Source organism: Microbacterium maritypicum MF109, from assembly GCF_000455825.1.
In the GTDB taxonomy this organism is placed as follows: Bacteria; Actinomycetota; Actinomycetes; order Actinomycetales; family Microbacteriaceae; genus Microbacterium; species Microbacterium maritypicum_A.
On sequence record NZ_ATAO01000217.1, the window covers coordinates 37,797 to 64,281 of the forward strand.

25 protein-coding genes are annotated in these 26,485 nt (G+C 69.6%); 8 read left to right on the forward strand and 17 right to left on the reverse strand.

Annotated elements, in window-relative coordinates:
* Nucleotides 1–134: 134 nt before the first annotated feature.
* The 3 genes from L687_RS37965 to L687_RS37975 all read right to left on the reverse strand — a co-directional run bounded on the left by L687_RS37965 (nucleotide 135) and on the right by L687_RS37975 (nucleotide 4,062).
* The gene (locus tag L687_RS37965; protein ID WP_021201086.1) at nucleotides 135–761 is read right to left on the reverse strand and encodes a TetR/AcrR family transcriptional regulator; all 627 of its coding nucleotides are present in this window, start codon (nucleotides 759–761) and stop codon (nucleotides 135–137) included.
* A gap of 36 nt (nucleotides 762–797) precedes the next feature.
* Nucleotides 798–2,342 carry a glucoamylase family protein gene (locus L687_RS37970; RefSeq protein WP_373695053.1) on the reverse strand — a complete coding sequence of 515 codons (1,545 nt, stop codon included), beginning with the start codon at nucleotides 2,340–2,342 and terminating at the stop codon, nucleotides 798–800.
* Nucleotides 2,343–2,610: 268 nt separating this feature from the next.
* The gene (locus L687_RS37975; RefSeq protein ID WP_021201088.1) at nucleotides 2,611–4,062 is read right to left on the reverse strand and encodes a helix-turn-helix domain-containing protein; all 1,452 of its coding nucleotides are present in this window, start codon (nucleotides 4,060–4,062) and stop codon (nucleotides 2,611–2,613) included.
* Nucleotides 4,063–4,195: 133 nt separating this feature from the next.
* Between L687_RS37975 and aceA the strand changes: the two genes are divergently transcribed.
* From aceA to L687_RS37990, 3 genes are all read left to right on the forward strand, one after another.
* Nucleotides 4,196–5,521, forward strand: coding sequence for an isocitrate lyase (gene aceA / locus L687_RS37980; RefSeq protein WP_021201089.1), 1,326 nt, complete (start codon nucleotides 4,196–4,198; stop codon nucleotides 5,519–5,521).
* Between the two features lie 124 nt (nucleotides 5,522–5,645).
* Complete coding sequence (gene aceB, locus L687_RS37985) at nucleotides 5,646–7,316, forward strand: malate synthase A (protein WP_021201090.1); 1,671 nt, start codon at nucleotides 5,646–5,648, stop codon at nucleotides 7,314–7,316.
* Between the two features lie 98 nt (nucleotides 7,317–7,414).
* Entirely contained in the window at nucleotides 7,415–7,846 is a 432-nt protein-coding gene (locus tag L687_RS37990) for a hypothetical protein (RefSeq protein WP_021201091.1), read from the forward strand.
* A gap of 13 nt (nucleotides 7,847–7,859) precedes the next feature.
* Here the strand turns inward: L687_RS37990 and L687_RS37995 are convergent, their stop codons facing one another.
* Entirely contained in the window at nucleotides 7,860–8,378 is a 519-nt protein-coding gene (locus L687_RS37995) for an Lrp/AsnC family transcriptional regulator (RefSeq protein ID WP_029258929.1), read from the reverse strand.
* Between the two features lie 103 nt (nucleotides 8,379–8,481).
* Between L687_RS37995 and ald the strand changes: the two genes are divergently transcribed.
* The 3 genes from ald (at nucleotide 8,482) to L687_RS38010 (ending at nucleotide 11,393) form a co-directional block, all read left to right on the forward strand.
* Nucleotides 8,482–9,576 (forward strand): alanine dehydrogenase, encoded by a 1,095-nt coding sequence (gene ald, locus L687_RS38000; protein WP_021201093.1) that lies wholly within the window; start codon nucleotides 8,482–8,484, stop codon nucleotides 9,574–9,576.
* Nucleotides 9,577–9,657: 81 nt separating this feature from the next.
* Complete coding sequence (locus L687_RS38005) at nucleotides 9,658–10,857, forward strand: pyridoxal phosphate-dependent aminotransferase (RefSeq protein ID WP_021201094.1); 1,200 nt, start codon at nucleotides 9,658–9,660, stop codon at nucleotides 10,855–10,857.
* Nucleotides 10,858–10,955: 98 nt separating this feature from the next.
* On the forward strand, nucleotides 10,956–11,393 hold the full coding sequence (locus L687_RS38010) for a hypothetical protein (protein ID WP_021201095.1): 438 nt from the start codon (nucleotides 10,956–10,958) through the stop codon (nucleotides 11,391–11,393).
* On the opposite strand, the gene L687_RS38015 is transcribed toward L687_RS38010, so the two are convergent.
* The 13 genes from L687_RS38015 to L687_RS38075 form a co-directional block, all read right to left on the reverse strand.
* Nucleotides 11,351–11,752: a VOC family protein gene (locus L687_RS38015; protein WP_021201096.1), complete on the reverse strand. Its 402-nt coding sequence runs from the start codon at nucleotides 11,750–11,752 to the stop codon at nucleotides 11,351–11,353. The two genes, L687_RS38010 and L687_RS38015, sit on opposite strands and share 43 nt — an antisense overlap.
* Nucleotides 11,753–11,829: 77 nt before the next feature.
* Entirely contained in the window at nucleotides 11,830–12,963 is a 1,134-nt protein-coding gene (locus tag L687_RS38020) for a UDP-N-acetylmuramate dehydrogenase (protein WP_021201097.1), read from the reverse strand.
* A gap of 13 nt (nucleotides 12,964–12,976) precedes the next feature.
* On the reverse strand, nucleotides 12,977–13,375 hold the full coding sequence (locus tag L687_RS38025; RefSeq protein WP_021201098.1) for a MaoC/PaaZ C-terminal domain-containing protein: 399 nt from the start codon (nucleotides 13,373–13,375) through the stop codon (nucleotides 12,977–12,979).
* Nucleotides 13,375–13,845, reverse strand: coding sequence for an FAS1-like dehydratase domain-containing protein (locus L687_RS38030; RefSeq protein ID WP_021201099.1), 471 nt, complete (start codon nucleotides 13,843–13,845; stop codon nucleotides 13,375–13,377). The genes L687_RS38025 and L687_RS38030 overlap by 1 nt, the downstream gene beginning before the upstream one ends.
* A 57-nt stretch (nucleotides 13,846–13,902) precedes the next feature.
* On the reverse strand, nucleotides 13,903–15,105 hold the full coding sequence (locus L687_RS38035) for a glycerate kinase family protein (protein WP_021201100.1): 1,203 nt from the start codon (nucleotides 15,103–15,105) through the stop codon (nucleotides 13,903–13,905).
* Between the two features lie 119 nt (nucleotides 15,106–15,224).
* Entirely contained in the window at nucleotides 15,225–16,832 is a 1,608-nt protein-coding gene (locus L687_RS38040) for an SLC13 family permease (RefSeq protein WP_021201101.1), read from the reverse strand.
* Nucleotides 16,829–17,488 (reverse strand): response regulator transcription factor, encoded by a 660-nt coding sequence (locus L687_RS38045; protein ID WP_021201102.1) that lies wholly within the window; start codon nucleotides 17,486–17,488, stop codon nucleotides 16,829–16,831. The genes L687_RS38040 and L687_RS38045 overlap by 4 nt, the downstream gene beginning before the upstream one ends.
* A 1-nt stretch (nucleotide 17,489) precedes the next feature.
* On the reverse strand, nucleotides 17,490–19,049 hold the full coding sequence (locus tag L687_RS38050; RefSeq protein WP_084487451.1) for a sensor histidine kinase: 1,560 nt from the start codon (nucleotides 19,047–19,049) through the stop codon (nucleotides 17,490–17,492).
* Complete coding sequence (locus L687_RS41665) at nucleotides 19,042–19,338, reverse strand: hypothetical protein (protein WP_136025474.1); 297 nt, start codon at nucleotides 19,336–19,338, stop codon at nucleotides 19,042–19,044. Before L687_RS41665 ends, L687_RS38050 begins: the two co-directional genes overlap by 8 nt.
* A 70-nt stretch (nucleotides 19,339–19,408) precedes the next feature.
* The gene (locus L687_RS38060; protein ID WP_017829181.1) at nucleotides 19,409–20,206 is read right to left on the reverse strand and encodes a sulfite exporter TauE/SafE family protein; all 798 of its coding nucleotides are present in this window, start codon (nucleotides 20,204–20,206) and stop codon (nucleotides 19,409–19,411) included.
* Between the two features lie 49 nt (nucleotides 20,207–20,255).
* The gene (locus L687_RS38065) at nucleotides 20,256–21,803 is read right to left on the reverse strand and encodes a tripartite tricarboxylate transporter permease (RefSeq protein WP_021201105.1); all 1,548 of its coding nucleotides are present in this window, start codon (nucleotides 21,801–21,803) and stop codon (nucleotides 20,256–20,258) included.
* Complete coding sequence (locus L687_RS38070) at nucleotides 21,803–22,372, reverse strand: tripartite tricarboxylate transporter TctB family protein (RefSeq protein ID WP_021201106.1); 570 nt, start codon at nucleotides 22,370–22,372, stop codon at nucleotides 21,803–21,805. The genes L687_RS38065 and L687_RS38070 overlap by 1 nt, the downstream gene beginning before the upstream one ends.
* 1 nt (nucleotide 22,373) lies before the next feature.
* Entirely contained in the window at nucleotides 22,374–23,393 is a 1,020-nt protein-coding gene (locus L687_RS38075; RefSeq protein WP_021201107.1) for a Bug family tripartite tricarboxylate transporter substrate binding protein, read from the reverse strand.
* Nucleotides 23,394–23,556: 163 nt separating this feature from the next.
* Here L687_RS38075 and L687_RS38080 point away from each other — a divergent pair, with 163 nt between their 5' ends.
* Nucleotides 23,557–24,777, forward strand: a complete 1,221-nt coding sequence (locus L687_RS38080; protein WP_021201108.1) for a PAS domain-containing protein — start codon at nucleotides 23,557–23,559, stop codon at nucleotides 24,775–24,777.
* A 91-nt stretch (nucleotides 24,778–24,868) separates the two neighbouring features.
* Nucleotides 24,869–26,443, forward strand: coding sequence for an AMP-binding protein (locus L687_RS38085; RefSeq protein WP_021201109.1), 1,575 nt, complete (start codon nucleotides 24,869–24,871; stop codon nucleotides 26,441–26,443).
* Nucleotides 26,444–26,485: the final 42 nt, after the last annotated feature.

The window sequence follows — 26,485 nt, forward strand, 5'->3', positions numbered from 1 at the left end:
ACGGGGGCTGGACGGGCGTCGAGTGCACGCGAACTCGCCGAGTGCACGACTTGTCGACGTCGAGAAGCCGTGCACTCGGCAGGAAGCCGTGCACTCGGCGATACAGAGCGGGAGCGCGGGCGGAGCGCGTGCCGTCAGGACTGAGGAGGAGCGGCAGGGTAGAGGTAGCGGCGCACGAACTCGTCGAAGAGCGGGACCATGTCGACGGATTCGTCGAGGAGCCACTGCAGCTGGATCCCGTCCATGACGGCGCTGATCAGGCGTGCGGCGAGCGCGGGGTCGATGTCGTCGCGCACCTCACCGGCTTCCTGCCCACGGCGGAGGATCTCCACGGCTTCGTCGGCTCGTGCCCGGTAGCGGGCGGCGAACTCGGCGTGCGACGGATGCTCCGGATCGGTCGCCTCGGCCGAGACGATCGCGTACAACGACGTGAGGCCGCGCGAGGTCTGATTGTGGGCGACGACTCTCTTCGCCTGCTCGAGGAGGGTGTGCTCCGCGGGATCGCCCGCGGCCGCTCGTACCTTCTCGTCGCGCTGGTGCAGCACCTCGGCGAACAGCTCCTCCTTGTCGGCGAAGTGATGCAGGAGGCCGGCAGGCGTCACGCCGACGCGCTTCGCGATCTCCCGCAGCGACCCGCCGTGGAATCCGGTCCGGGAGAACACGACCAGCGCTTCGTCGACGATCGCCTGCCGTCGCGCCTGCCCCGTGGCGTAGGAGCCACGGGGGCCACGACCCGCTGTCGGCTGGCCGTCCGTTCCCACTGCCCACTCCCATCCCTCGTCGAGGGAAGCGGCAGTTCAGCCCTGGTGGCCGTTGCCACCCGCACCCCACGACGAGCTGAATTCCTGCTGTCGCATCGCGGGGCGCAGAAGCTTCTCCATCTCGCGATCCACGAAGTAGTCCTTGAGCTTATCCTTCGTGAGTTCGTTGCCGATCGCCGCCATGATCATCGACTGGTCGAGTGACAGGTAGCGCTCGGCGATCGTGCCGCTCTTCACGGCGACCGCGTCGTAGAACCCACCGGGGCCATAGGCGCCGAGATCCTCCTCGATGCCTTCGAGGTTGCGCAGCACACCCTTGCGGTCAAAGGGCAGCGCGAGGAAGGCCGCATGCGGCGTGATCACGCCGTCGCCGAACTCGGGAGCGGGGTTCGTGCCCACCGCACAGCCCGGACGGTCCACATCGACGTCGGTCTTCTCCATGTCGGACGTGTAGCCGTCAGACCGCATGCCCGCGATGTCGACGCCGTATTCCGCGTATCCGCCGAAGGGATCACTCGCGGGCGAGAAGCCCCAATACCCGTATCCGGCCTCGTCGAGCCCGTGCTGCTTCTGCACGGCGACCGTGATCGGATGATTGAGCTTCCACGACTTCGGACCCCACTTCGTCTCCGGGACGAGCAGGTCGGGCATCAGCGACTCGAACATGCTGCCGCCCCAGCTGGGGACGAACGACATACCGTCATAGCTGTACGCGCCTTCCCAGACCTCGACGCCGTCGTAGGTGCGGTACTCCCCCTCGGGAAGCTGCTCCTGCCAGGCCCAGTCGCAGCCGGGCGGCATCGTGCGATGCGTGCCGTACAACGCCGTCGCCGGGATCTGGCCGTTGGCGATGCCGAGATAGGTCGCGATGCGGCTCTCGCTCACGGTCGTGTCGTAGTGGTGGCAGGTGTAGTAGGCGGTCTCGCCCGATCCGTTGTACATCGGGGCCGCGACGCTGCAGTCCGGCGGCACCTCGTCCCAGAAACCGCCGCGGTTGGTGCCGGCGGGGAGGCCGGCGGCACCCGCGGGATCGAAGAACGAGGCGAAGTCCATGGAGTCGTAGAGGGCGTCCGCCTGCACCGCGAGGGCAGGATCCGCCTCGCGGACGATACGCAGGGCGGCGGCCAGCCACCCGTTGTCGACCGTGCTGAGGAACGGGTGCACCGGATCGCCGGAGTCGGGCCAGGTCGTCAGCTTCTCCCCCGTCGTGGGCGAGTACCAGTTGTAGAACATGCCGCTCGCGTCATTGCGCTCGAGCCCTTCGAGGGTGTCGAGCGTGGCGGACATGCGGCTGCGCGCCTCGTCGGCGCCGATGATGCCGAGGTCTCGCGCCGTGACGGTCGACCACAGGTATCCGCCGATGTTCGTCGGAGAAGTGTATGCGCTGGGGGTCTGCAGGTCGCCGGTGATGTTGTCGGCCGGAAGGCCCGTCTCCTCATCGGTCATCGCCGCGAGGGAGCCCCAGGTGTCCTGTGCCCAGCGCGTGAGCTCGGCGTCGCCCTGACGGCCGCCTCCCGCCGCCGCCGGTCCGGCCAGGGCCAGGCCTGAGACGACCAGTCCGACCGTGGCCAGTGTGCTCATCCATCGCTTCATCACGTCTCCTCATCGAGAACGGGCGCCGCTGACCGGAGCCACTCCACACGCGAAAACCTAACAGGTGTTCAGTGTTGGCTCAACCCCCGCTTCCGTCCGCTCCGTAGCCTGCGCAGGATGCCCGCGCGAGTCGATCCATCCGCTCCGGTCGCACTTCCTGTCGCCTTCGCCGCTCCCGGGCGGCAGCAACTGCGACCGGAACGCCGGGCGGAGCGGGCGGGAGCGGGGGCGGACGGCGGGGACGGGCGGGGCGGGGTCAGCGGGGGGCGTGCGCCTCCAGGAACTCGTACACGTCGGTCGTGTCGACGCCGGGGAAGGCCCCGGTAGGAAGGGTCGCCAGCAGCGTGCGCGGGGTCTTCACGTTCGGCCAGGAGTTGTCTCGCCAGCGGTCCTCCAGGTCGGCCGGCGCCCGGCGGCAGCACACCTCGACCGAGTGCTTCGAGACGCCCCGATGCGAGGTGTCGCGCCCCACGAACCACTTCGTGTCGTCGAAGCGCACGCCCACGCTGACGGAGTGCAGCCCCTCGCTCGACGACTCCACCCGGGCGGTGCACCAGTAGGTGCCGTTCCCGGTGTCGGTGTACTGGTAATACGGGTTGAAGCGGTCGTCCTCGTCGAACACCACACGCGAGGTCCACCGGCGGCAGCACATCTGCCCCTCGATGGCCCCGAGACGGTCGGTGGGGAAGTTCACGTCGTCGTTCTCGTACGCCTTGGTGATCGTGCCCGACTCATGCACCTTGAGGAAGTGCACCGGGATGTCGAGGTGCCGGGTCGCGAGGTTCGTGAACCGATGCGCGGCCGTCTCGTACGACACCGAGTAGGCGTCGCGCAGGTCTTCGATCGAGATCGCCCGACGCTGCTTGGCATCCTTCAGCGCCGGGACCACATGCGCCTCGGGGATGAGGAGCGCACCGGTGAGGTAGTTCGTCTCCACGCGCTGACGCAGGAACTCGGCGTAACTGCGCGGCTCGGAGTGCCCGAGGATACGGCTCGACAGCGCCTGCAGCACCGCGGTGCGGGCATCGCCCTTCGCGGGCACGCTGCTCGACAGGTAGAGCCGGCCGTTCGCGAGGTCGGCGACGCTCCGGGTGGTCTGCGGCAGGTCGGGCGCGTAGTGCAGGGTGAAGCCCAGGTAGGCCGCGATCTCGGACGCCGTGCGCTGGGTCAGCGGACCACCCGGATGACCGACCGCGGAGAGGATCTCGGCGGCCTTCGCCTCGAGGTCGGCGAAGTGGTTGTCCTGCCGACGCATCAGGTGCCGCAACTCGACGTTCGCCCGCCGGGCCTCCTCCGGTGTCGCGGCCCGCTCATCCTTGAGCCGGTCGATCTCGCCGTGCAGGGCGAGCAGTGCTTTCAGAGCGTCGGTCGGCAGACTCTTCGCGATGCGGAACGGCTCGATGCCCAGCGCCTGGAACGTCTGCCCCTTCATCGCCCGCTCGAGTGCGATCTCGACCGCGCTGCGCTCATCGAGCGGCTCGCCCTCCAGCAGGGCGTCGATCGTGACCCCGAGCGCCCGGGCGATCGCCTGCAGCTGCGTGAGCTTGGGTTCACGCTTCCCGGTCTCGATCATCGACATCTGGCTCGGCGCCCGATCGACGGCGGAGGCGAGGTCGTCGAGGGTCATGCCCTTCGCCGTGCGGAGCTGGCGGATGCGGCGGCCGATCGTGAGAGCGTCGGCCTCTTCTGCAGCGTCGATGGTGCTCATGCGGCCGATTCTGTCACAGAAACAGAATTTCTATCGATCTTCTCCTCACATTCGGTCGATCAGCCCTCCGAACTTCACGCACAGTGGAACCACGCCACACCGGCACAGCCGCCGGATCCACCGAGGAGACACCATGACGAACACCGCCCACACCCCGACGCCCCGCCCCGCCGGTCTGCGAGCCGGCGACCAGGTTCAGACGGCCGCCGAGCTCCAGGAGATCTGGGACACCGACCCCCGCTGGGACGGCGTCGAGCGCACCTACTCGGCCGAAGACGTCATCCGCATCCGCGGTTCGGTCCGCGAAGAGGCCACGCTCGCCCATCGCGGTGCCGACAATCTGTGGAACCTCCTGCACACCGAGGACTACGTCCGTGCGCTCGGCGCCTACACCGGCGGCCAGGCCGTGCAGCAGGTGCGGGCGGGACTCAAGGCCATCTATCTCTCCGGATGGCAGGTCGCCGCCGACGGCAACCTCGCCGGCCAGACCTACCCCGACCAGTCGCTGTATCCCGCGAACTCGGTGCCGGCGGTCGTGCGCCGCATCAACAACGCGCTCATCCGCCAGGACCAACTCGAGCACGCTGAGGGCGAGACCACGCAGGACTGGCTCGCGCCGATCGTCGCCGACGCCGAGGCGGGCTTCGGAGGGCCCCTGAACGCCTACGAGCTGGCGCAGTCGCTCATCCAGTCCGGTGCCGCCGGTATCCACTGGGAGGACCAGCTGGCCAGCGAGAAGAAGTGCGGCCACCTCGGCGGCAAGGTGCTCGTGCCCACCCAGCAGCACATCCGCACCCTGAACGCGGCCCGCCTCGCGGCCGACGTCGCCGGAGTGCCGACCGTCATCATCGCCCGCACCGATGCCCTCGCCGCCGACCTGCTCACCAGCGACGTCGACGAGCGGGACCAGCAGTTCACCACCGGCGAGCGCACCACCGAGGGGTTCTACCGGATCCGGCCCGGACTGGAGTCGGTCATCAGCCGCGGCCTCGCCTTCGCCCCTTATGCCGACCTGCTGTGGGTCGAGACGGGAGAGCCCGACATCGAGCTCGCCCGGTCGTTCGCCGCAGCGATCCACGAGCAGTTCCCCGGCAAGCTCCTGGCGTACAACTGCTCGCCGAGCTTCAACTGGAAGAAGCACCTGTCGGACGCCGAGATCGCGACCTTCCAGCAGGAGCTGGCCGACCTCGGCTACAAGTTCCAGTTCATCACGCTGGCCGGCTTCCACGCCCTGAACTACTCGATGTTCGACCTCGCCCGCGGCTACGCCGATCGCGCCATGAGCGCATACGTCGAGCTGCAGGAAGCCGAGTTCACCGCAGAAGCAGACGGCTACACCGCCACCAAGCACCAGCGCGAGGCGGGCACCGGCTACTTCGACGTCATCTCCACCGCGCTCAACCCCGACAGCGCGACACTCGCCCTCGCCGGCTCCACCGAAGCCGCGCAGTTCCACTGATCCCCACGCCCCCTCCACACGGCGCTGGCGCGCCGCGCGGAGCCTCCGGGCGCGTGGCCCCTCTTCGTCGCGGTGCTCGACGCATTCGTCGCAGTACTCGACACGACTCAAAGGACTCACGATCATGACCACTCCCACCGCTCCCCCGACCACGGCTCCGATCCAGACGACCCAGCAGGGTCCCGCGATCGAGGTCACCGGTCCCCTCCGCGACCGCTACGCGGAGATCCTGACCCCCGAAGCGGTCGCCTTCCTCACCGAGCTGCACCACCGCTTCGCCTCCCGTCGCCACGACCGCCTCGCCGACCGCATGCGCCGTCGCTTCGAGATCGGCAACGGTCATGACCCGAAGTTCCGCGACGACACCGCCCACATCCGTGAGGATCGCGACTGGCGGGTCGCCGGTGCCGGGCCCGGCCTCGAGGATCGCCGCGTCGAGATCACCGGACCGACCGACCCGAAGATGACGATCAACGCGCTGAACTCCGGCGCGCGGGTGTGGCTCGCCGACCAGGAGGATGCCACGAGCCCGACCTGGAAGAACGTCATAGAGGGGCAGCTGTCGCTCCGTGACGCCATCCGCGGCGAGCTGTCGTTCACATCGCCCGCCTCTGAATCCGGCCCCGGCAAGGAGTACCGCGTCACGGCGGAGCGCACGCCGACGATCGTGATGCGCCCTCGCGGGTGGCACCTGCCCGAGAAGCACATCGCCTTCATCGACCGCGCCGGTCGTCGCACCTCGGCATCCGGCTCCCTGGTCGACTTCGGCCTCTACTTCCTGCACAACGCGCGGGCGCTGATCGACGGCGGTCGCGGACCGTACTTCTACATCGCCAAGCTGGAGTCCAGCGAGGAGGCGAAGCTGTGGGACGACGTCTTCTCGTTCAGCGAGGAGTACATCGGCATCCCGCACGGCACGATCCGCGCGACCGTGCTGATCGAGACCCTGCCGGCGGCGTTCGAGATGGACGAGATCCTCTACGAGCTGCGTGACCACTGCGCGGGCCTGAACGCCGGCCGCTGGGACTACATCTTCTCGATCATCAAGAACTACCGCGGCCGCGGGGCGCGCTTCGTGCTTCCCGATCGCAGCGAGGTCACGATGACGGTGCCGTTCATGCGGGCGTACACCGATCTGCTCGTGCAGACCTGCCACAAGCGGGGCGCCTTCGCGATCGGCGGCATGAGCGCGTTCATCCCCAACCGCCGCGACCCCGAGGTGACAGCACGCGCGATCGAGAAGGTCACCGCCGACAAGAAGCGCGAGGCCGGCGACGGGTTCGACGGCACCTGGGTGGCCCACCCCGACCTGATCCCCACGGCTCAGGCCGAGTTCGACGCCGTGCTGGGCGACCGCCCCAACCAGGTCGACCGCCAGCGTGACGACGTGCACGTCGAGGCCCGCGACCTGCTCGACCTGCACATCGGCCGGCCCATCACAGCACAGGGCGTGCACGACAACGTGTCGGTCGCCATCCGCTACCTCGAGGCCTGGCTGCGCGGACTCGGGGCCGTGGCGATCGACAACCTGATGGAGGATGCCGCGACGGCCGAGATCAGCCGCTCGCAGGTGTGGCAGTGGATCCACCAGGACCGCACCACTCAGGACGGCACCCCGATCACGGCGGAGTACATCGAGGGTCTGATCGCCCAGGTGCTCGCGCAGGCGACGCGCAGCCACGGCGACCGGTACGACGACGCGGCGGAGATCTTCCGCGAGGTCGCCCTCCAGGAGGAGTTCCCCACCTTCCTCACACTGGGCGCCTACAGCCGGTTCCTGATCGACGAGGACTGAGCAGACGAGGGAGCCCCCGGGACTGCGGCATCCGCCGTGGTCCCGGGGGCTCCCTCTGTTCCCGCTCCCATACCCCTCCCCGGGCGTAGCCTGGACGCATGACCGACGTCTGGGCGGACATCGCCTCCGAGTTCCTGCACTTCTACCCGCGCGGCCGACGACTGCTCGCGGTGGCCGGGGCGGATGCCGGGCGCTCGCGACAGGCGGCAGACGACCTCGCGGCCGCGCTGACGGCGTCAGGGCAGCCGGTCATCCGCGACCACTCACCGGACGGTGCCGAGGCCGAGCTCCGCTCCGTGGTCACCGCGTTCCGCGAAGGCCCGAAGAGCGGCGACATCCTGCTCGTCTCCGGACCGGCGACTCTGCTCGGCGAGCGCACCAGGGGCATGTGGAACTACGCGGTGTGGCAGCTGGCCGGCGACGAGCCACCGCACACGGTCGCGGGTGCGATCGTCGACGTGACCGACCCCGCGCACCCGACGCGGCGGTTCGCCGACTACTGCGCACTGCCCGCGTCCTACGGCGCCTGACCCGCGGCAGCCCTCAGCGGAAGGAAGCGGCCACCGAGTTGCGGTGGTAGTCGAACACGATGCTCGTGCGTGTGGAGGCGACGCTGCTCTGCGCCGAGAGATGCTCGAGCACGAACTCGCGCATCTCCGACGAGTCGGCGACCGCGATGTGCAGCAGGAAGTCGTCGTCGCCACCGAGGAAGAAGAGCTGAATCACCGGCGGCAGCACGCGCACGCGGTCCGCGAACTCCACGATGCTCTCCCGGCGTCCGCTCGGACGCAGCGTGACGCCGATGATCGCCTGCAGGCCCGCGCCGAGCGCCCGCTCGTCCACGCTCGCGTGGAAGCCCGTGATCACGCCACGATCCACGAGCGCCCGCAGCCGGGTGTGCGCCGTCGAGGGCGCGACACCCAGACGCCCGGCGAGCTCGGCATTCGTCATGCGCCCGTCGGCCGTGAGCAGCTGCACGATCCTGGCGTCGATCGCATCCAGGGCGGGGGCCCGAACGGTGTTCGGCTCCGGGGCCTCTGAGGTGGTCTCCATACGAAGCATTATTCAGGATTTCCGCATCACACGAATCATCTTCACCAATTCTGTTGTTCTGTCGATGTTTCTGCGATCCTGGGTGCCGCACCGCATCGAACCTGGAGGATCAATGAAGATCGGCGTCCCCACCGAGGTCAAGAACAACGAGAACCGCGTCTCCCTCACTCCCGCCGGCGCCGACCGTCTGGTGCACGAGGGCCACCGGGTGCTCGTGCAGTCCGGGGCCGGGCTCGGCTCGCGCATCACCGACGACGACTACCGGGCCGCCGGCGCAGAGATCGTCGCCACCGCCGCCGACGCGTGGGGCGAGGCCGATATGGTCATCAAGGTCAAGGAGCCGATCGCCCAGGAGTACGGCTTCCTGCGCGACGACCTCACCCTCTTCACCTACCTGCATCTCGCTGCCGACCGCGCGCTGACGACGGCCCTCGTCGAGGCGGGGACCACCGCCGTCGCGTACGAGACCGTGCAGCTCTCCGACCGCAGCCTGCCGCTGCTCGTGCCGATGAGCGAGATCGCCGGACGCCTCTCGGTCACCATGGGCTCGTACTCGCTGCTGCGTTCCCAGGGCGGACGTGGAATGCTGCTCGGCGGCATCGCCGGCACGCCGCGCGCCAAAACCGTCGTGATCGGCGGCGGCGTCGCTGGAGAACACGCCGCGGCGAACGCCCTCGGACTCGGCTCGAAGGTCACCGTGATCGACGTCTCCCTACCGCGTCTGCGCGAGCTCGAGCACCGCTACGGCGGCGCCCTCGAGACCCGTGCGTCAAGCCGCTACGACATCGCCGAAGAGCTCAAGACCGCCGACCTCGTGATCGGATCCGTGCTCATCCCCGGTGCCGCGGCCCCCAAGCTCGTGACCGACGACATGGTCGCCGCGATGAAGCCGGGGTCCGTGCTCGTCGACATCGCGATCGACCAGGGCGGGTGCTTCGAGGGCTCGCGCCCGACCACCCACGACGACCCCACATTCGCGGTGCACGACTCGATCTACTACTGCGTGGCGAACATGCCGGGCGCGGTTCCCGAGACCGCGACCCGTGCACTGACGAACGCGACCCTCCCCTATGTCTCGGCGATCGCCGGCAAGGGCTGGGAGCGGGCGGCGGCCGACGACGCCGCGCTGGCCGCGGGTCTGAACGTGCAGGGCGGACGCATCACGCTTCCGGCCGTCGCACAGGCGCACGGACTCACGACCGACTGACCTTCCGAACCCGAAAGAACTCCGGATCTTGGCGGCATCCCACACCTCTCCTGCCGCGCCGACCCGAGTACGCTCGTAATCGTGACCGAACGCGCTCCCCTCTCCCGCAAGCTGTCCGCCATCGCCGAGTCCGCGACCCTCAAGGTCGATGCCAAGGCCAAGGCCCTCAAGGCCGAAGGCAAGGACGTCATCTCGTACGCTGCCGGCGAGCCCGACTTCGCGACGCCGCAGTTCATCGTGGATGCGGCGGCCGAGGCTCTGGCCGACCCGGCGAGCTACCGGTACACGCCCGCTCCCGGCCTCCCGGCGCTGCGCGAGGCGATCGCGGCGAAGACCCTCCGCGACTCCGGACTCGAGGTGTCTCCGAGCCAGGTCATCGTCACCAACGGCGGCAAGCAGTCGGTCTACCAGGCCTTCCAGGCCGTGGTGAACCCCGGCGACGAGGTGCTGCTGCCCGCCCCGTACTGGACCACGTACCCCGAGGCCATCCGCCTCGCCGACGGCACCCCCGTCGAGGTCTTCGCCGGGGCCGACCAGGAGTACAAGGTCACGGTCGCGCAGCTCGAAGCCGCACGCACCGCCCGCACCACCGCCCTCGTGTTCGTCTCCCCGTCGAACCCCACCGGCTCCGTCTACACCGCCGAGGAGACCAAGGCCATCGGCGAGTGGGCGCTCGAGCACGGCATCTGGATCATCAGCGACGAGATCTACCAGAACCTCACCTACGAGGGCGTCAAGGCCACCTCGATCGTCGACGCCGTGCCCGAGGTCGCCGGCCAGACGATCCTCGTCAACGGCGTCGCGAAGACCTACGCCATGACCGGCTGGCGCGTGGGCTGGATGGTCGGGCCGGCCGATGCCATCAAGATCGCCGGCAACCTGCAGTCGCACCTCACCAGCAACGTGAACAACGTCGCCCAGAAGGCCGCGATCGCCGCGCTCACCGGCCCGCAGGACGAGGCCGAGCAGATGCGCCAGGCCTTCGACCGTCGCCGCCAGCTGATCGTCTCGGAGCTGTCGAAGATCGACGGCCTCGTCGTGCCGAACCCGCTGGGCGCGTTCTACGTGTACCCCGACGTGCAGGGCCTGCTGGGCCGCACCTGGGGCGGCGTGACCCCGACCACCTCGCTCGAACTCGCCGATCTCATCCTCGACCAGGCCGAGGTCGCGGTCGTCCCCGGCGAGGCCTTCGGTCCCTCCGGCTACATCCGCATGTCATACGCACTGGGCGACGAGCAGCTGCTCGAGGGCGTGCAGCGCCTGCAGCGTCTGTTCGCCTGACCCGCGGAACCCGACGAAGGCCCCTCCCGTCTGCAGATGGGAGGGGCCTTCGTCACGACGTCTCCTGCCCTCAGGCGAGGGTCAGCGATACTGGAGGCATGACGAACGGCGAGCGGGAGTATGAGCGGATGCCGGTGACTCTGCGGGTGGCATTCCCCATCCTGATCACGGTGACCGTGCTGGTCTTCTTCCTCTCCCTCGCAGTCGCTCCCTTCCTCTGGTACTGGGGAGGAGAGTCGCGTCAGTGGCTCAGTGCGCTCGCCTTCGTACCGGTGGTCGTCTACGCGACCATCACGGTGCTCGTGATCAGACGAAAGTCGTGGGCCCGATACGCGACCCTGCTGTTCCCGCTCCCGCTCGCGCTCTATGTTCCGGCGGTAGCAGCCCCGATCTGGGAGTTCTGGGTCGCCATCGCGGCCCTCGCCGTCACCACGGCGGCGGTCGTGTTGATCCTCCTGCCGTCGTCTCGTTCCTACTTCGGCAGCGGGACACCTCAGTCCTCGGGACGGAAGCCGATCAGCCAGCGCACGCCGTAACGGTCGACGAGCGTGCCGTCGAAGTCACCCCAGGGTCGCTTCTGCAGTGCGTCGATCACGCGGCCGCCGGCGGCGAGCTCGTCGTACCAGTCGGTCAGAGTGAGGGCGTCGGCCGTGCCGAGGAGCGAGAGGAACATGCCGCCCATCTGCACGGCATCGTCATCGGCTCCGGCATCCGCTCCGGCGATCTCGACCAGTCCGCTCAGCTGCCCGTGCGCGATCGCATCGCCGGGGCCGTCGTGCCTCCCTGCGGTGGCGTAGTCGAGCAGCTGGAGCTCACCGCCGAACACCGATCGATAATGACGCAGCGCCTCCGCGGCGTTGCCGGGGAACAGCAGGTACGGGATCAATCCGCTCATGCCGCGAGTGTAGCCGCGACAGCCGACGTGTCCTGCGGTTCGACGCCTTGCGGTTCGACGCCTTGGCGTTCGACGCCTTAGAGTTCGACGCCGACGAGAACCGGCTCCGGCTGCAGCACGAGACCGAACTCGGCGTGCACCCTGCTCTGGATGAACCGGGCGAGCTCGGCGACCTCACCCGCGGTCGCCCCGCCACGGTTGGTCAGCGCGAGCGCATGCTTCGTCGACACGGATGCGCGGGAGCGCGGGAGCTTGAACCCCTTGCGGATGCCCGCCTGCTCGATCAGCCACGCCGCGCTCACCTTCACGTCGGAGACCGCCGCGGGCTTCGACAGCGGCACCTGTCCGTCATAAGACGCCAACGGGATCACGGTCACGGCGTCCAGATCGGGGGCGACCGGCCAGCGCGGGCACTCCGGGGGCAACGAGCCGGCGACCGCCGCCGTCACGATCGCGTTCTGGAAGAAGGAGCCGACGCCGTGGGTGTCGGGGTCATCCGCGTCGAGCAGCATGCCCTTCGACGCGCGAGTCGAGAGAATGCGCTCGCGCACCCAGCCGAGCGGAACCGGTGTCTCATCGGTCAGACCCAGTGCCCGACGCAGCTGCTCACCGCGCACCACACGCTCGCCCGCGATCAGCAGGTCGACGGTCACGGAGAGGATCACGGCACGGCGCAGCGGCACACTGCCATGGTGATGCTTGAGCACCGAGGTGCGGAAACCCAGCCCGAGCTCGGCAGCGGGAACCGTCGAGATCTCGCCGGTCGACTCGTCGATCAGCTCGACCTCGACCAGCGTCTCCTGGATCTCCTGCCCGTACGCCCCGATGTTCTGCACGGGGGCGGCGCCGACCGTGCCGGGGATCCCGCTCATGGCCTCGAGGCCCGCATACCCGTGGGCGACGGCATAGGCGACGAGGTCGTCCCACCCGTGGCCGGCCTGCGCGCGCAGACGGATGCGGCCAGCGTGCGGGGACGGCAGCTCCTCGATGCCCTCGGTGCGCACGCGGATGACCGTGCCCTCGAACGGCTCGTCGCCCACGAAGAGGTTGGAGCCGCCACCGAGGACGAACCACTCGTCGCCGCGCGCCCACGTCTCACGCAGAGCATCGACGAGACCCGCCGTCGTCGTCGCCTCGAACATCCGCTCCGGTGCTGCTCCTGTGCGCAGCGTGGTCAGCTCCGCCAGACGGACCGGCTCGATCTCCCGCATCAGCTCGCCCTCATCAGACAGCGACGCGCAGCTGCGCCTTGACGAGCACGGTGGTGTCGCCGAACGTGACCTTGAGGTCGATGCGCGCGGACTCGTCGTCGACGGCGCCGACCGTGGCGACGACGGTGATATCAGCGCCCTCGTCGGGGTCGACCACGACCGGCTTGGTGAAGCGCACGCCGTAGTCGAGGATGCGCGTGGCCGGGTCGAGAGCCGCGACGACCGCCGACGAGGCGATGCCCATCGTGAGCATGCCGTGCGCGAGCACGCCGGGAAGCCCGACGGACGCGGCGACATCATCGCGGTAGTGGATCGGGTTGAAGTCTCCGGACGCTCCCGCGTACCGCACCAGCGACCCGCGGGTCAGGTGTACGGTGCGCTCGGCGAGCACGTCTCCGACGGTGTAGCCCATCAGGCGGCCTCTCCTTCATCCGCGCTCGGCTCGGCACCGACCAGCAGCACGCTGGTGGCGGTGACGACGTGGGCACCCGCGGGGTCGGTGATCTCGGCCTCGCTGGTGATCATCGCGTTGCCGCCCATCATCCGGATGCCGGTGACGCGCAGTTGCGCGGTGAGCTCGTCGCCCGCGACGATGGGGCGCGTGTAGGTGAAGCGCTGCTCGGCGTGGACGGTGCGCGCGAGCACGATGCCGGAATCCTCCTGCCCCAGGAGCTGCTGGAGCGAGAGGTCCTGGATGACCATCGCGAAGGTCGGCGGCGCCACGACGTCGGAGAAGCCCGCCGCGCGGGCCGCCTTCAGGTCGGTGTGCTGCGGGGCGTCGGCGAAGACGGCACGAGCGAACTCGCGCACCTTCTCGCGGCCGACGAGGTACGGGGCCGTCGGCGGGAACTCCCGGCCGACCAGATCTTGGTTCACTGCCACCCTTCGATCCTACCGAGGGGTGGCGGCGACCCAGGCCGCGGGTCGGCTCCCGGGAGTTCAGGCCGCACGCGCGGACATCGCCGATCCGAGCAGCACCATCCTCATGCTGCGCTCCGCGGCGTCGCGCAGCAGTGCCTCGCCGTGTTCCACCGCCTGTTCGAGGGGCATCGGCACGGTGATGATCGAGGCGATCGCGTCGATGCCGATGTCATGCACGGTCGGCGCGCCGACACCCAGCGATCCGGCGATGCCGAGCACCGGGACGCCGGCGACTCGGGCGCGCATCGCGATCTCGGCCGGCACCTTGCCCCGAGGCGTCTGGAAGTCGATCGCCCCTTCGGCGGTGATGACGAGATCGGCCACCGCCATCAGCTCATCGAGGGGCTCGGGCAGCAGCCCGCTGTCGAGGAGCACCTCGAAACGCGGGGCGAGACGCGCACCGAGCACGGCGGCGAGACCCGCCCCGAGCCCGCCAGAGGCGCCGGTGCCGCCGCCGGTGCGCACATCCATCGCCGCTCCGAACGGGCTCTGCTCCTCAAGCAGACCGGCCCAGACGTCGAGGGCGTCCGCGAGCTCCTCGACCTGCTCGGACGTCGCTCCCTTCTGCGGACCGAACACCCTGGCCACGCCGCGCGGTCCGCACAGGACGTTGTGGATGTTGCAGGCGAGCACGATCTCGACCTCGCCGATGCGGGGATGAAGACCCGCGAGATCGAGGCGCACCGCATCGCGGAGATGCCGCCCGCCCGCGGTGATCGGCACACCGTCGCGGTCGAGGATGCGCACGCCGAGCGCTTCGAGCGCTCCGGCACCGCCGTCGCTCGTGCCGGAGTCGCCGCAGCCGACCACGATCCGCTCCACACCGGCGTCCAGCGCAGAGGCGATCAGCTCGCCCACGCCACGCGTCGTCGTCTCCCCCGGGTCGCGGCGATCGCGCGGCACGAGCCGCAGACCCGCTGCCGAGGCCATCTCGACCATGGCGGTCCCGATGGCGTGCCCACCGAGCCGCGCCCAATGCGCGTCCACCGGGTCGCCGACGGGGCCCGTCACCCGTGCCGGGATGAGCTCGCCTCCGGTCGCCGCGGCGAGCGCGGCGGCCGTGCCCTCTCCGCCGTCCGGCACCGGGTACTCGTCCACCTGCACGCCGGGGATGACCCGACGAACGCCGGCGGCGATCGCCTGGGCCACGGCCTCGGCGCTCAGGCTCTCCTTGAAGCCACTGGGTGCGACCAGGATGCGCTGCGGGGTGTGGATCGACATGATTCCTCCTTCTGCGCCCGAGACGGGCGACGAGCGCCCGGTGTGCGGGCACGACGAGCACCGGTGCACCGGCGGTGCACGCGGAGTGAAGCGGGTGTGGGATGGGCCGGGGCCGCGGATCAGAGCAGCAGCGGCAGCCCCATCAGAGGCCACACCCACAGGGCGAAGACGGCCACGAGCACGAACATCGCCGGTGCCAGCAGCACCGAGAGCCGGCGCAGGTCCAGCGGGGTGAAGCCCCCGCTCACGATGTCGGGGTCGGCGAACATGGCGACCGGCTTCGCCGAACTGGGGAGCGTGTGGCAGAACCCGGCCGCGGCGGTCGAGGCGAACGCCGCCGCCATCGGGGAGACGCCGAGTGCGGGAGCGAGCGCGATCACGACCGGGACGATCGCGGCGGAGCGGGCCGACCGCGACGGGATCAGCAGGTGCGCGGCGGTCGAGATCGCGATGACCACGAGCACGAACGCGACGGCTCCCGCGGCGCCGAGCCCCCGGAGCGGGGCGAGCGCCGACGAACTCAACCAGGCGGCGGCGCCCGTGCTGGTGAGCGCGGATGCCAGCGCGAGAGTCGCGGCGAGGAACAGCAGCAGCGACCACGGCACGCGCTTGATCGCAGCGGGGAAGGTCAGGCAGCCGATCCCGGGCGTCACGGCGGCGACGGCTCCGATGAGGGCGACCAATGCCGGCGACAGATGGTGCAGCGGTTCCGTGGCCCAGAGGAGGATCACGCCGCCCAGCAGCACGCCAGCGCGTCGCTCCATGGTGCTGAGAGGTCCGGTCACGGCGGTCGATGCGGAGCGACCGATATCCGTCGCGCTCATCCGCAGCGGCGTGCTGCGGTCGTCGCGGCAGGTGAAGCGCCAGAGGATGAGCTCGCAGGCCAGGTGCGACGAGACCGTGGCGAGAGGCAGCCCGAGCCAGAGCCAGCTCAGGAACGTGAAGCCCTGCTCGCCCGCGGCCCGCAGCAGCTGATCCGTCACGATGTGCGCCCCCGCGCCGAGCAGCGAGCCGACGGCCGAGAGCAGGACCACGGTCGGCATCAGCAGGGCGAGGGCGCGGATCACCCGCTCGCGTCCGGGAAGCGCGGCCGCGACCGCCGTGTGCACCGGGACGGCGAGCGCGGCGCGCCCGGAGGTGGCGGGCACGGCGAAGGCGGTGAGCGTGAGGGCTACGGTCGTCAGGTGGAACAGGCTCCGCGGCCCGCGTGCGAACCGCAGCAGATGCGAGGCACCGCGCAGAGCGAGGCCGGAGGACGACACTGCGGAGGCGATCACGAACGCGCCGATGAGCAGCCAGATGGTCTCGTCGCCGAGGGAGGCGAAGAAGTCGCTCGCCGGCAGCACGCCGGTGACGATCAGGGCGATCGCGGCGAGGAAGGCGACGAGCGTGTCATCGAGGCCGGTGGATGTCCACGCCCACACCGCGAGCAGGAACACGGTGAGAGTCACGGCGATCGGCATGGTCACCCGGCCGGGGCCGGCGCCCTGAGACAGCGACGACAGCGCCATGGCGAGCCCCGCGATCAGCACGAGTCCGAGGGCGAGGAGGCTGAGGATGCGCCCACGCCCGAGCCGGCGCACCGCGAAGCCACCTCCGGCCGGGTTGCGACCGGGGAACGGAGTCGGGCGCTGCGGCGGCATCGTCGAGAATCGCGTGCGCTCGACCGCCGACGGCTCGGCCAGCCGGCGCGCGTTCTCGGCATGGGTATGGGTGGGATCACTCATCGGAATCGGTATCCCGCCCCGCGCACCGTCTCGATGCGATCGACACCGATCTTGCCGCGCAGTGCCCGAACGTACACGTCGACCACGTTGGAGGCCGGATCGAAGTCCATCCCCCACACGTGCCCGATCAGCTGGTCGCGCGACAGCACCTGGCCGGCGTTCTGCAGGAACACCTCGAGCAGGGCGAACTCCCGCGAGGTGAGCTCGCGCATGTCGCCGTCGACCGTGACCGTGCGGGCGCGCACATCCACCCGCACATCGCCGTGGGTGAGTACGGGCCCGGCCGCGCGTCCCTCGCCGTCGCCGATCCGCAGCCGCACCCTGGCGATGAGCTCGGCGAACTGGAACGGCTTGGTGACGTAGTCGTTCGCCCCGTTCTCCAAGCCCCGCACCGTGTCGATGACCGAGTCACGGGCGGTGAGGATGATGACCGGTGTCGCGACGCCCTCGCCGCGCAGGTTGGCGAGCACGTCGAAACCGTCCATGCCGCCGAGCCCGATGTCGAGCAGCACCAGATCGAACATGCCGCTGCGGGCCATCAGCAGCGCGGTGTGGCCGTCGGCCGCCTCGGCGGTCTCGTAGCCGGCCGCGCGCAGGCCCCGGCGGACGAACGAGGTGATGTGCGGGTCGTCTTCCGCGATGAGGATGCTGCGCATCTCACTCGCTCCTCTCTGCCGCGGTGTCGAACCGCGTGGTGGTGGGTGCCGGAAGGTCGATGCCGAACGTGGCACCTTCTCCGAACACGCTGTCGACCCAGGCTGAACCGCCGTGTCCATCGGTGATCGCCCGCACGATCGCGAGCCCGAGCCCCGACCCTCGTCGCGCACCAGAGCTGTCGCCGCGGGCGAAGCGCTCGAAGATGCGCTCGGCGTCGGCCACGGCGACCCCGGGACCGGAGTCGCGCACCCACAGCCGCAGCCGCCGCTCGCTCCCCTCGCCGTCGAAGCGCGAGCCGATGAGGATGCGGTCACCTGTCTCGGTCACCTGCACCGCGTTCGCCGCGAGCTGCAGCACGGCCTGGGTCACCCGCTGGGGATCGAGCGCCGCCGTCCCCTCGGCCACCTCCATGAGCTGCCAGCGACGATCTCCGAGGTTCTGCGCCTTGGCCTCGATGTCGAGGGTGAGGGCGGCGGTGTCGCAGTTCGCGACCCGCACGAAGTCGGGCTGCTCGGCCCTCGCGAGCACGAGCAGGTCGGTGACGATGCGGCTCATCCGGTCGAGCTCGTCGCTGACGAGACGCAGGATCGCCGCACGCTCCTCCGGGTCTTCGCTCAGCAGTTCCAACTGACCGCGGACGATGGTGATCGGCGTGCGCAGCTCGTGCCCCGCATCGTCGACGAAGCGCTGCTGCGTCGCGTGCACGGCCTCGAGGCGGTCGAGCATCTGGTTGAAGGTCGTGGCCACGGCCGCGATGTCGTCGGTGCCCTCGACCGGCACGCGCGCCGAGAGGTCGTGCTCTCCGATGTCGCGGGCGACCCGGTACACCTCTCGCACGGGAGCCAGGATCTGCCCGGCGACGAGCCAGGCGACGCCGGAGCTGAGCAGGATCCCGATCAGCGCCACCCACGCGATCGTGGCGAATCCCGCGTCGACCTGCGAGCGCGCCTCCTGCGTGTACTGCACGATCAGCACCGCACCGCCGCGATCACCGGTGGTGAACTCCAACCGCCCCCAGCGCAGGGGGCCCACGTCGGGCGGATCCATCGCGCCGGACGCCGACGTCTCATCGAGCAGCCGGTTCACGAGCGCCTCCCCGCCCGGCACCGCGGCGAGCGCGGAGGCATCCGTCGCTTGCACCCGGCCGTTCGCGACCGCGATCACCGCCCCCTCGACGGTGGCGATCACGACCTCGTTCTCGTGCACGGACTGGCGGGCGACGTACTCGCTGACCAGTTCCTCGGCCGTCGTGTGACCACTGGCCGCGGCATCCTCCGCGAATCGGGAGAACTCGGAGGCCTCCTGCTCGATCTCGGCGTTGGCCGACTGCTCCACACCGGCGAGGAAGATGCTGCGGCCGACCATGCCGACGGCGAGGAGCGTGATGGCGGTGCTGAGGATGATCCACAGCGTGATACGCCAGCGGGCGGGCAGAGTGCGTCGGCGCAAGGTGCGCAGCGGCGCACCGGTGGCCGCGAGGCCCTGCGCCGCCGCACGCGTCGGCGCGTGCGGCGTGGCGCTCTCGTCGAGATCCAGGGGCAGGGTAGGGGCGTCAGTCATCATCGCCGCCACCGTCATCGTCGTCGTCGCCAGCGGGTGGGGCGGGCGCAGGCGCAGGTACCGGTGCCGGGGCAGGGGCCGGCGCAGGTCCCGGCGCAGGCGCAGGTGCCGGCGCAGGCACGGGCGCAGGCACCTCGCTCGGCACCGGCGGCGCGAGCTGCACCGACACGGGTTCGGTAGGGATCCGCGGCGAGGGCGGCATCTGCGCCAGCACGACGCTTCCGACCGCGAAGGCGACCGGGATCGCGATCAGGGCGCCGGTGACGAGAAGGCGACGTGGAGTGGGCATGACCCCATGATGCCCGTCGATCATGATGGGCAGATGAGCCGTGGATGAAGATCCCTTCATCCGGACACGCTCAGGCCCGTTTGCGCCCTCTGACCGCCTTGATCGCCATCTGCACCGCGATCACGACCAGATATGCCGCGAACAGCATGTTGCCGAGAGTCGGATCGACGATCGTCGCCAACCATGCCCCGAGCGCCGTCGTCGTGCAGGCGGAGACGCCGATGAGCAGCGCGGCGAGCAGATCGACGTTGCGGTTGCGGAGGTTTCCCACGGTGCCCGAGATCGCCGTCGGGATCATCATGAGCAGCGACGTGCCCTTGGCGACCAGGTCGCTGGTGCCGAACGCCAGCATCAGCACGGGCACGACGATCACACCGCCGCCGACGCCGATGAGCCCGGCGAGGATGCCGGTGCCGATGCCCACGCCGACGAGGGCGATACCTGTCAGCCAGGACAGTTCGAACGCGGCATCGCGCGAGGGGATGACCAGGAAGAGGCTGACGATCACGACCAGCAGGAAGCCGACGAAACCCCAGCGCAGGGCGGTCTGCGAGATGCGCGGCAGCAGCCGTGTGCCGATCTGCGCACCCACCACGGCGCCGGCGGCGAGGATGATCGCGGGGATCCAGGCGACAGACCCGGTCGTGGCGTAGGAGATGACGCCGACGCTCGCCGTCGGCACGATCGCCGCGAGGGATGTCCCTGCCGCGAGGCGCTGATCGAAGTGCAGCAGGAGCACGAGAAGCGGAACGATGACCGTGCCACCGCCCACGCCGAAGAGTCCGGAGAGGAGGCCGGCGAGAAGGCCGATGCCGATGAACGCCGCGTAGGCGCGAGGCCCTCGTGCGGGGGCCTGTACGTCACTCACCGGATCAGCCTACTCGCGGCCTCCTCCCCTCTCGAACCCGCGTCGCGGATCAGACCTCGGAGTCCGCCTTGATCGGCACCGCGATCGACGCGGTCAGCGCCTGCTCGTACCGGCGCTGGCGACGCCGCAACCAGAGTCCGCCGACGATCAGCAGGGCGAGCACCCCGTAGGCGATCGCCGCGAACGGCTGCATGACGAGCGTGCTCAGATCCCCCTGGCTCAGCTGCAGCGCCTTGCGCAGCTGCTCCTCGGCCATCGGCCCCAGGATCATGCCGACCACGAGCGGTGCGACCGGATAGCCGTACCGGCGCATGAAGTATCCGAGGATGCCGACGATCAGCAGGATCACGATGTCCGCCGGCGAACTGTGCAGCGCGTAGGCCCCGAACACCGCGAACAGGAGGATGCCCGCGTACAGATACGGCCGCGGGATCTGCAGCAGCTTCACCCACATGCCCACGAGCGGCAGGTTGAGCACGATCAGGATCACGTTGCCGATGTAGAGGCTCGCGATGAGCGCCCACACCAGGTTCGACTGGCTCTCGAACAGCAGCGGTCCCGGTTGGATGCCGTACGACTGGAACGCCGTGAGGATGATCGCCGCAGTCGCCGTCGTCGGCAGGCCCAGCGTGAGCAGGGGCACCAGCACTCCGGCGGCCGCGGCGTTGTTCGCCGACTCCGGACCGGCGACGCCCTCGATCGCACCGCGGCCGAACTCGTCGCGGTGCTTCGACAGCTTGCGCTCGGTCGCATACGACAGGAACGTGGCGACGTCCGCGCCGCCGGCGGGGATCGTGCCGATCGGGAAGCCGATCGCCGTGCCGCGCAGCCACGGCTTCCAGGACCTCCGCCAATCGGACCTCGTCATCCATGAACGCCATCCTCGGGTGACCGGGATCACATCGACCCCGCCGTGCCGCAACCGGGCGGCGATGTAGAACGTCTCCCCGACCGCGAACAGGCCGACGGCGACCAGCACGATGTCGACGCCGTCCGACAGTGCGGGAAGCCCCAGCGTGTAGCGCTGCTGACCGGAGAGCCAGTCGGTGCCGACCAGCCCGAGGAACAGGCCGACGCCGAGCGAGAGCATGCCGCGCGAGATCGAGCTGCCGATCAGCGCGCCGACCGTGATGAACGCGATGACGATGAGGGCCACGTAGTCGGCGGGCCCGAGGTTCACGGCGAACTGCGCGAGCAGCGGTGCGAGCAGCGTGAGGCCCAGCGTCGCCAGGGTGCCGGCGATGAAGGACCCGATGGCGGCGGTGGCGAGCGCGGCAGCGCCCCGCCCCATCCTGGCCATCTTGTTGCCCTCGATCGCTGTGACTATCGAGGCCGACTCCCCCGGTGTGTTCAGGAGGATGCTCGTCGTCGAGCCGCCGTACATGCCGCCGTAGTAGATGCCCGCGAATGTGATCAACGCCGCTGCGGGGTCGAGCGTGTAGGTGAGGGGAAGCAGCAGCGCCACCGTCATCGCGGGGCCGATGCCCGGGAGCACCCCGACCGCGGTGCCGACGAAGACGCCGAGGAAGGCGAAGGCGAGGTACTGCGGCTGCAGCGCGGTCGCGAAGCCCTCCAGGAGCAGGGTCCAACTGTCCATCAGAACATCCTTCCGAGCCAGCCGAGAGCAGGGCCCCAGGGCAGCGACAGGCCGAGCAGACCGCCGAAGACGACCTGGATCACGAGCGCGACCACGATGCCGATCAGGAACGCCATCCACCACCGCTTGGCGGCGAGCGACCACGCGACCCCGCCGAACAGCAGAGCGGCCGCCGGCGCCCACCCCAGCGGCTCGATCAGGAGCAGGTGCGCGACGACGAGACCGGCCAGCTTGGCGAGGGTGACCCAGTCGGTCGGCAGGCTCTCATCGATGTCCTCCGCCTCCTCCGCACCGCCGCGCTCCCCGCGCAGCACGCCGATGAGAACGGCGACGGCCGAGGCGAGCAGGATGACCGAGACGAAGATCGGGAAGACCGTCGGACCGGCCTTCATCCCGACGGGGACGTGGATCAGGAAGATGCCGACGACGGCGAAGACGCCGAGCGCGACCATGATTCCGGCGAACACGAGCTCGCCGAGGGGGACGGAGGGAGAGCGGCGTGCGGGTCGACCATCGTGGTCGACCCGCACCCCCTGCTCCTCGGTCCCCGATGAGGCGGGGACCGTCATGTCACTGCACCAGACCGATGTTCTTCAGCGTCGCCGTGACCTCTTCGATGTTCCCGGTGAGGAAGTCATCGAACTCCGCGCCGACCAGGAACGCGTCGGTCCACCCCTTGGTCTCCAGCTGCTCCGTCCACGCCTCGGATTCGTGCAGCTCGGTGATCACGCGCACCAGCTCGTCCTTCTCGCCGTCGGAGATGCCACCGGGGGCGATCACGCCGCGCCAGTTGGTCAGGACCACGTCGTACCCCTCCTCGGTGATGGTCGGGACATCCGGGAGCTGAGACACCGGCTCCTCGCTCGAGACAGCCAGAGCCTTGAGCGCGCCGCTCTCGATGTGCTGCGCGAACTCGCCGACGCCCGAGATGCCCGCGGCGACCTTGCCGCCGATCAGCAGCGGAACGGCCTCGCCGCCGCCGGAGTTCGGCGTGTAGTTCAGCTTCTCGGCGATCTCGGCCCCGTCGAGTCCTGCTTCCTCGAGCATGAGACCGGCGAGGATGTGGTCGGCGCCGCCCGCCGAGCCGCCGGTGATCGTGACCGCCTGGCCGTTGTCGACGACGTCTTCGACGAGGTCTTCGAGCGTGTCGTACTTCGAGTCGGCCGGCACCACCACGACGAGCGGTTCGTCGGTGAGCCGGGCGATCGGTGTGGTGTCCTCGATCCGCACGGCCGAGGCGTTGGTCTCGACCGCTCCGACCATGACCAGGCCCATCACCATCAGCGTGTTCGGGTCCTTCTCGTTGGCGAGCTGGGCGAGGCCGACCGTGCCACCGGCACCGCCCACGTTGGTCACCGGGGCGGAGGCCACGAGGTCGTCCTGCGTGAGCACCTGCGACAGCGCCCGGCCCGTCTGATCCCATCCCCCACCGGGATCCGCCGGGACCACGATCGAGACGTCGGTGACGGTGGCGGTCTCTGCTTCCCCTCCACCGTCGTCGGTCGCTGCGCTGCCTCCCGCGCACGAGGTGAGTGTGAGGGCTGCGACCGCGGCCAGCCCGGCCAGGGTTGCGATGCGTGCGTTCTTCATGTGCGCTCCTCCTTGAGCGTTCGTGGTGCTGTGGCTCCACCCTGGAGCGGGAGCTGCGCCTGCTCCAGCTTCGGAAACCATTGGTCGGAGTTTCGGAACTATTGGTCACGAGCGGCTCTCCCGCCCGCTCGCACCGCACTCGCCGAAGGGCCAGAATGAGCAGGTGGCCTCGAAGATGACGCTCCGCGTGCAGTTGCTCGTGCTGCAGGCGCTGATCGTGTTCCTGGTGACCCTGGCGACCGGCATCGTGGCCGGCGCGTTCCAGGAGCAGGCTCTCCGCGAGGCGTACAAGGACCGGATGCAGGCCGTGGCCCAGTCGATCGCCGCGCTCCCGACGGTGCACGCGGCGTTCGACGATGCCGAGCCCTCCGCAGCCATCCAGCCGATCGCCGAGGTCATCCGCGAGGCCTCCGATCTCGCCTACGTCGTCGTCGCCAACGAAGACGGCATCCGCTACTCGCACCCGAATCCGGAGCGCATCGGCGAGAAGGTCTCCACCGACCCGTCGATCCCTCTCGCCGGCGAGATCTACGTCGGCACGCAGACCGGCACGCTCGGCACGTCGTGGCGGGTCAAGGTGCCCATCCGTGACGATGAGGGCGACGTTATCGGCACCGCATCCGTCGGGATTCTCGAGTCGGAGCTCAACGAGGAGTTCTCGGCCAATCTCGTCTGGCTGATCTCGGCGATGCTGGCGGCTGCTGTTCTCGGGGTGTTCGGCTCGGCGTGGGTGACCTCCATCATCCGGCGGCGCATCTACCGTCTCGAACCCCACCAGATCGCCGCTCTCGTGAAGAACCAGGAGACCACGCTGCACGGTCTGAGCGAAGGGGTCATCACGGTCGACGGCACCGGGCGGATCACGCTCGTCAACGACGCCGCCGCCCGATTCCTCGACAGGGATGCCGCCGATCTCGATGGCGAACCCGCCGCCGAGGTCCTGGGCACAGAGCTCGCCACGGTGCTCCGGGAGGGCGAGTCCGCCGGCCGGCCGGTGATCGTCGGGGCGCACGTGCTCGTCGCCCGCAGCACCGGAAGCGAGGCAGACGGCGAAGGCATCGGAGCGACGCTGCTGTTGCGCGATCACACCGAGTTGCATGACGTGGTGCGACGGGTCGAGGCCGCGGATGCGATCATCGCGTTCCGACAGCGACTCGGGCTCCCCAAGGGACTGAGCGCCGAGACGCTCGATCGTGTCTGCGCAGCTCTCGCTGCGCGCCCCGACGCTTCGGCGACCGAGATCGGCGACGACCTCGAGATCTCGCGCGTCAGCGCCCGCCGCTACCTCGAGCATCTCGCCGGCTCCGGCCGAGCGACCCGCACGCTCGACTACTCGACCAAGGGCCGCCCGAGTACCCGCTACCGGTCGAACGACGCCGTCTGAAGCCCGTCACCCCTGGGACGCAGTGCCATTGTGTGCGACACTGGATCGCATTCGACGTCGTCGTCAGCCTGCCCGGATCGAAGGAGATCTCATGGTTCGCAGTACCTATCCCGATGTGGAGATCCCCGAGGTCTCCATCCACGAGTTCCTGTTCGGCGATCTCTCCGAAGCCGAACTCGACACCATCGCCCTCGTCGACGGGATGAGCGGGGCGACCACCACCTACCGGCAGCTCGTCGGACAGATCGACCTTTTCGCCGGCGCCCTCGCGGCACGCGGAGTCGGGGTGGGCACCACTGTCGGCGTCCTCTGTCCGAACATCCCGGCCTTCGCCACCGTTTTCCACGGCATCCTCCGCGCGGGGGCGACGGCCACCACCATCAACTCCCTCTACACCGCCGACGAGATCGCGAACCAGCTCACCGACGCCGGAGCGACCTGGCTCGTGACGGTCTCCCCTCTGCTTCCCGGCGCACAGGCCGCCGCGGACAAGCTCGGGTTCGACGCCGACCACGTGATCGTTCTCGATGGCGCCGAGGGCCACCCGTCCCTCCCCGCGCTGCTCAGCGAAGGGCACCCCGCACCGGACGTGACATTCGACCCGGCGACCCATCTCGCCGTCCTCCCCTACTCCTCGGGAACGACCGGCCGCCCGAAGGGCGTCATGCTCACGCACCGCAACCTGGTGGCCAACGTGTCGCAGTGCCGTCCGGTCCTCGGCGTCGATGCCAGTGACCGGGTGCTCGCCGTCCTGCCCTTCTTCCACATCTACGGCATGACGGTGCTGCTGAACTTCGCGCTGCGTCAACGGGCCGGGCTCGTAACGATGCCGAAGTTCGACCTCCCCGAGTTCCTGCGCATCATCGCCGATCACCGCACCACCTGGGTGTTCGTCGCTCCCCCGATCGCAGTCGCGCTCGCGAAGCATCCGATCGTCGACCAGTACGACCTCTCCGCCGTGAAGGTGATCTTCTCCGGCGCCGCGCCTCTCGACGGCGCCCTGGCCTCGGCGGTGGCCAACCGCTTGGGGTGCATCGTGACCCAGGGGTACGGCATGACCGAGACCAGCCCCGCGGTCAACCTCATCTCCGAGGCGCGCACCGACATCGACCGTTCGACCATCGGGCCGCTCGTCCCGAACACCGAAGCACGGCTCGTCGATCCCGATTCGGGCGAAGACGTCACAGTGCCGGCAGAGGGCGCGAGCGAGCCCGGCGAACTGTGGGTGCGGGGACCGCAGGTCATGGTCGGCTACCTCAACCGCCCGGACGCCACGGCAGAGATGCTCGATGCCGACGGCTGGCTGCACACCGGTGATGTCGCCACCGTCACCGATGAGGGCATCTACCGTATCGTCGACCGGCTCAAGGAACTCATCAAGTACAAGGGCTACCAGGTGGCTCCGGCCGTGCTGGAAGCCGTGCTGCTCGAGCATCCCTCCATCGCCGATGCCGCCGTGATCGGCGCACTCGATGAGGACGGCCAGGAGGTGCCCAAGGCCTTCGTCGTACGCCAGCCGGAAGCCGAACTCGATGCCGAGGCGGTCATGGCCCACGTCGCCTCGCATGTCGCGCCGCACGAGAAGGTACGCCAGGTGGAGTTCATCGATGTGATCCCCAAGTCGAGCTCGGGGAAGATCCTGCGCAAGGATCTGCGTACCCGCTGACGACGTCACCGGGTACACGAAGAAGCCCGCCATCCCTTTCGG

Bases quoted from the DNA above. Each gene is read 5' to 3' on its own strand.
- L687_RS37970 (WP_373695053.1), bottom strand. From the start codon at position 2,342: ATGAGCACACTGGCCACGGTCGGACTGGTCGTCTCAGGCCTGGCCCTG.
- L687_RS37975 (WP_021201088.1), bottom strand. From the start codon at position 4,062: ATGAGCACCATCGACGCTGCAGAAGAGGCCGACGCTCTCACGATCGGC.
- aceA (WP_021201089.1), top strand. From the start codon at position 4,196: ATGACGAACACCGCCCACACCCCGACGCCCCGCCCCGCCGGTCTGCGA.
- aceB (WP_021201090.1), top strand. From the start codon at position 5,646: ATGACCACTCCCACCGCTCCCCCGACCACGGCTCCGATCCAGACGACC.
- L687_RS37990 (WP_021201091.1), top strand. From the start codon at position 7,415: ATGACCGACGTCTGGGCGGACATCGCCTCCGAGTTCCTGCACTTCTAC.
- L687_RS37995 (WP_029258929.1), bottom strand. From the start codon at position 8,378: ATGCTTCGTATGGAGACCACCTCAGAGGCCCCGGAGCCGAACACCGTT.
- ald (WP_021201093.1), top strand. From the start codon at position 8,482: ATGAAGATCGGCGTCCCCACCGAGGTCAAGAACAACGAGAACCGCGTC.
- L687_RS38010 (WP_021201095.1), top strand. From the start codon at position 10,956: ATGACGAACGGCGAGCGGGAGTATGAGCGGATGCCGGTGACTCTGCGG.
- L687_RS38015 (WP_021201096.1), bottom strand. From the start codon at position 11,752: ATGAGCGGATTGATCCCGTACCTGCTGTTCCCCGGCAACGCCGCGGAG.
- L687_RS38020 (WP_021201097.1), bottom strand. From the start codon at position 12,963: ATGCGGGAGATCGAGCCGGTCCGTCTGGCGGAGCTGACCACGCTGCGC.
- L687_RS38025 (WP_021201098.1), bottom strand. From the start codon at position 13,375: ATGGGCTACACCGTCGGAGACGTGCTCGCCGAGCGCACCGTACACCTG.
- L687_RS38035 (WP_021201100.1), bottom strand. From the start codon at position 15,105: ATGTCGATCCACACCCCGCAGCGCATCCTGGTCGCACCCAGTGGCTTC.
- L687_RS38040 (WP_021201101.1), bottom strand. From the start codon at position 16,832: ATGAGTGATCCCACCCATACCCATGCCGAGAACGCGCGCCGGCTGGCC.
- L687_RS38045 (WP_021201102.1), bottom strand. From the start codon at position 17,488: ATGCGCAGCATCCTCATCGCGGAAGACGACCCGCACATCACCTCGTTC.
- L687_RS38050 (WP_084487451.1), bottom strand. From the start codon at position 19,049: ATGACTGACGCCCCTACCCTGCCCCTGGATCTCGACGAGAGCGCCACG.
- L687_RS41665 (WP_136025474.1), bottom strand. From the start codon at position 19,338: ATGCCCACTCCACGTCGCCTTCTCGTCACCGGCGCCCTGATCGCGATC.
- L687_RS38065 (WP_021201105.1), bottom strand. From the start codon at position 21,803: ATGGACAGTTGGACCCTGCTCCTGGAGGGCTTCGCGACCGCGCTGCAG.
- L687_RS38070 (WP_021201106.1), bottom strand. From the start codon at position 22,372: ATGACGGTCCCCGCCTCATCGGGGACCGAGGAGCAGGGGGTGCGGGTC.
- L687_RS38075 (WP_021201107.1), bottom strand. From the start codon at position 23,393: ATGAAGAACGCACGCATCGCAACCCTGGCCGGGCTGGCCGCGGTCGCA.
- L687_RS38085 (WP_021201109.1), top strand. From the start codon at position 24,869: ATGGTTCGCAGTACCTATCCCGATGTGGAGATCCCCGAGGTCTCCATC.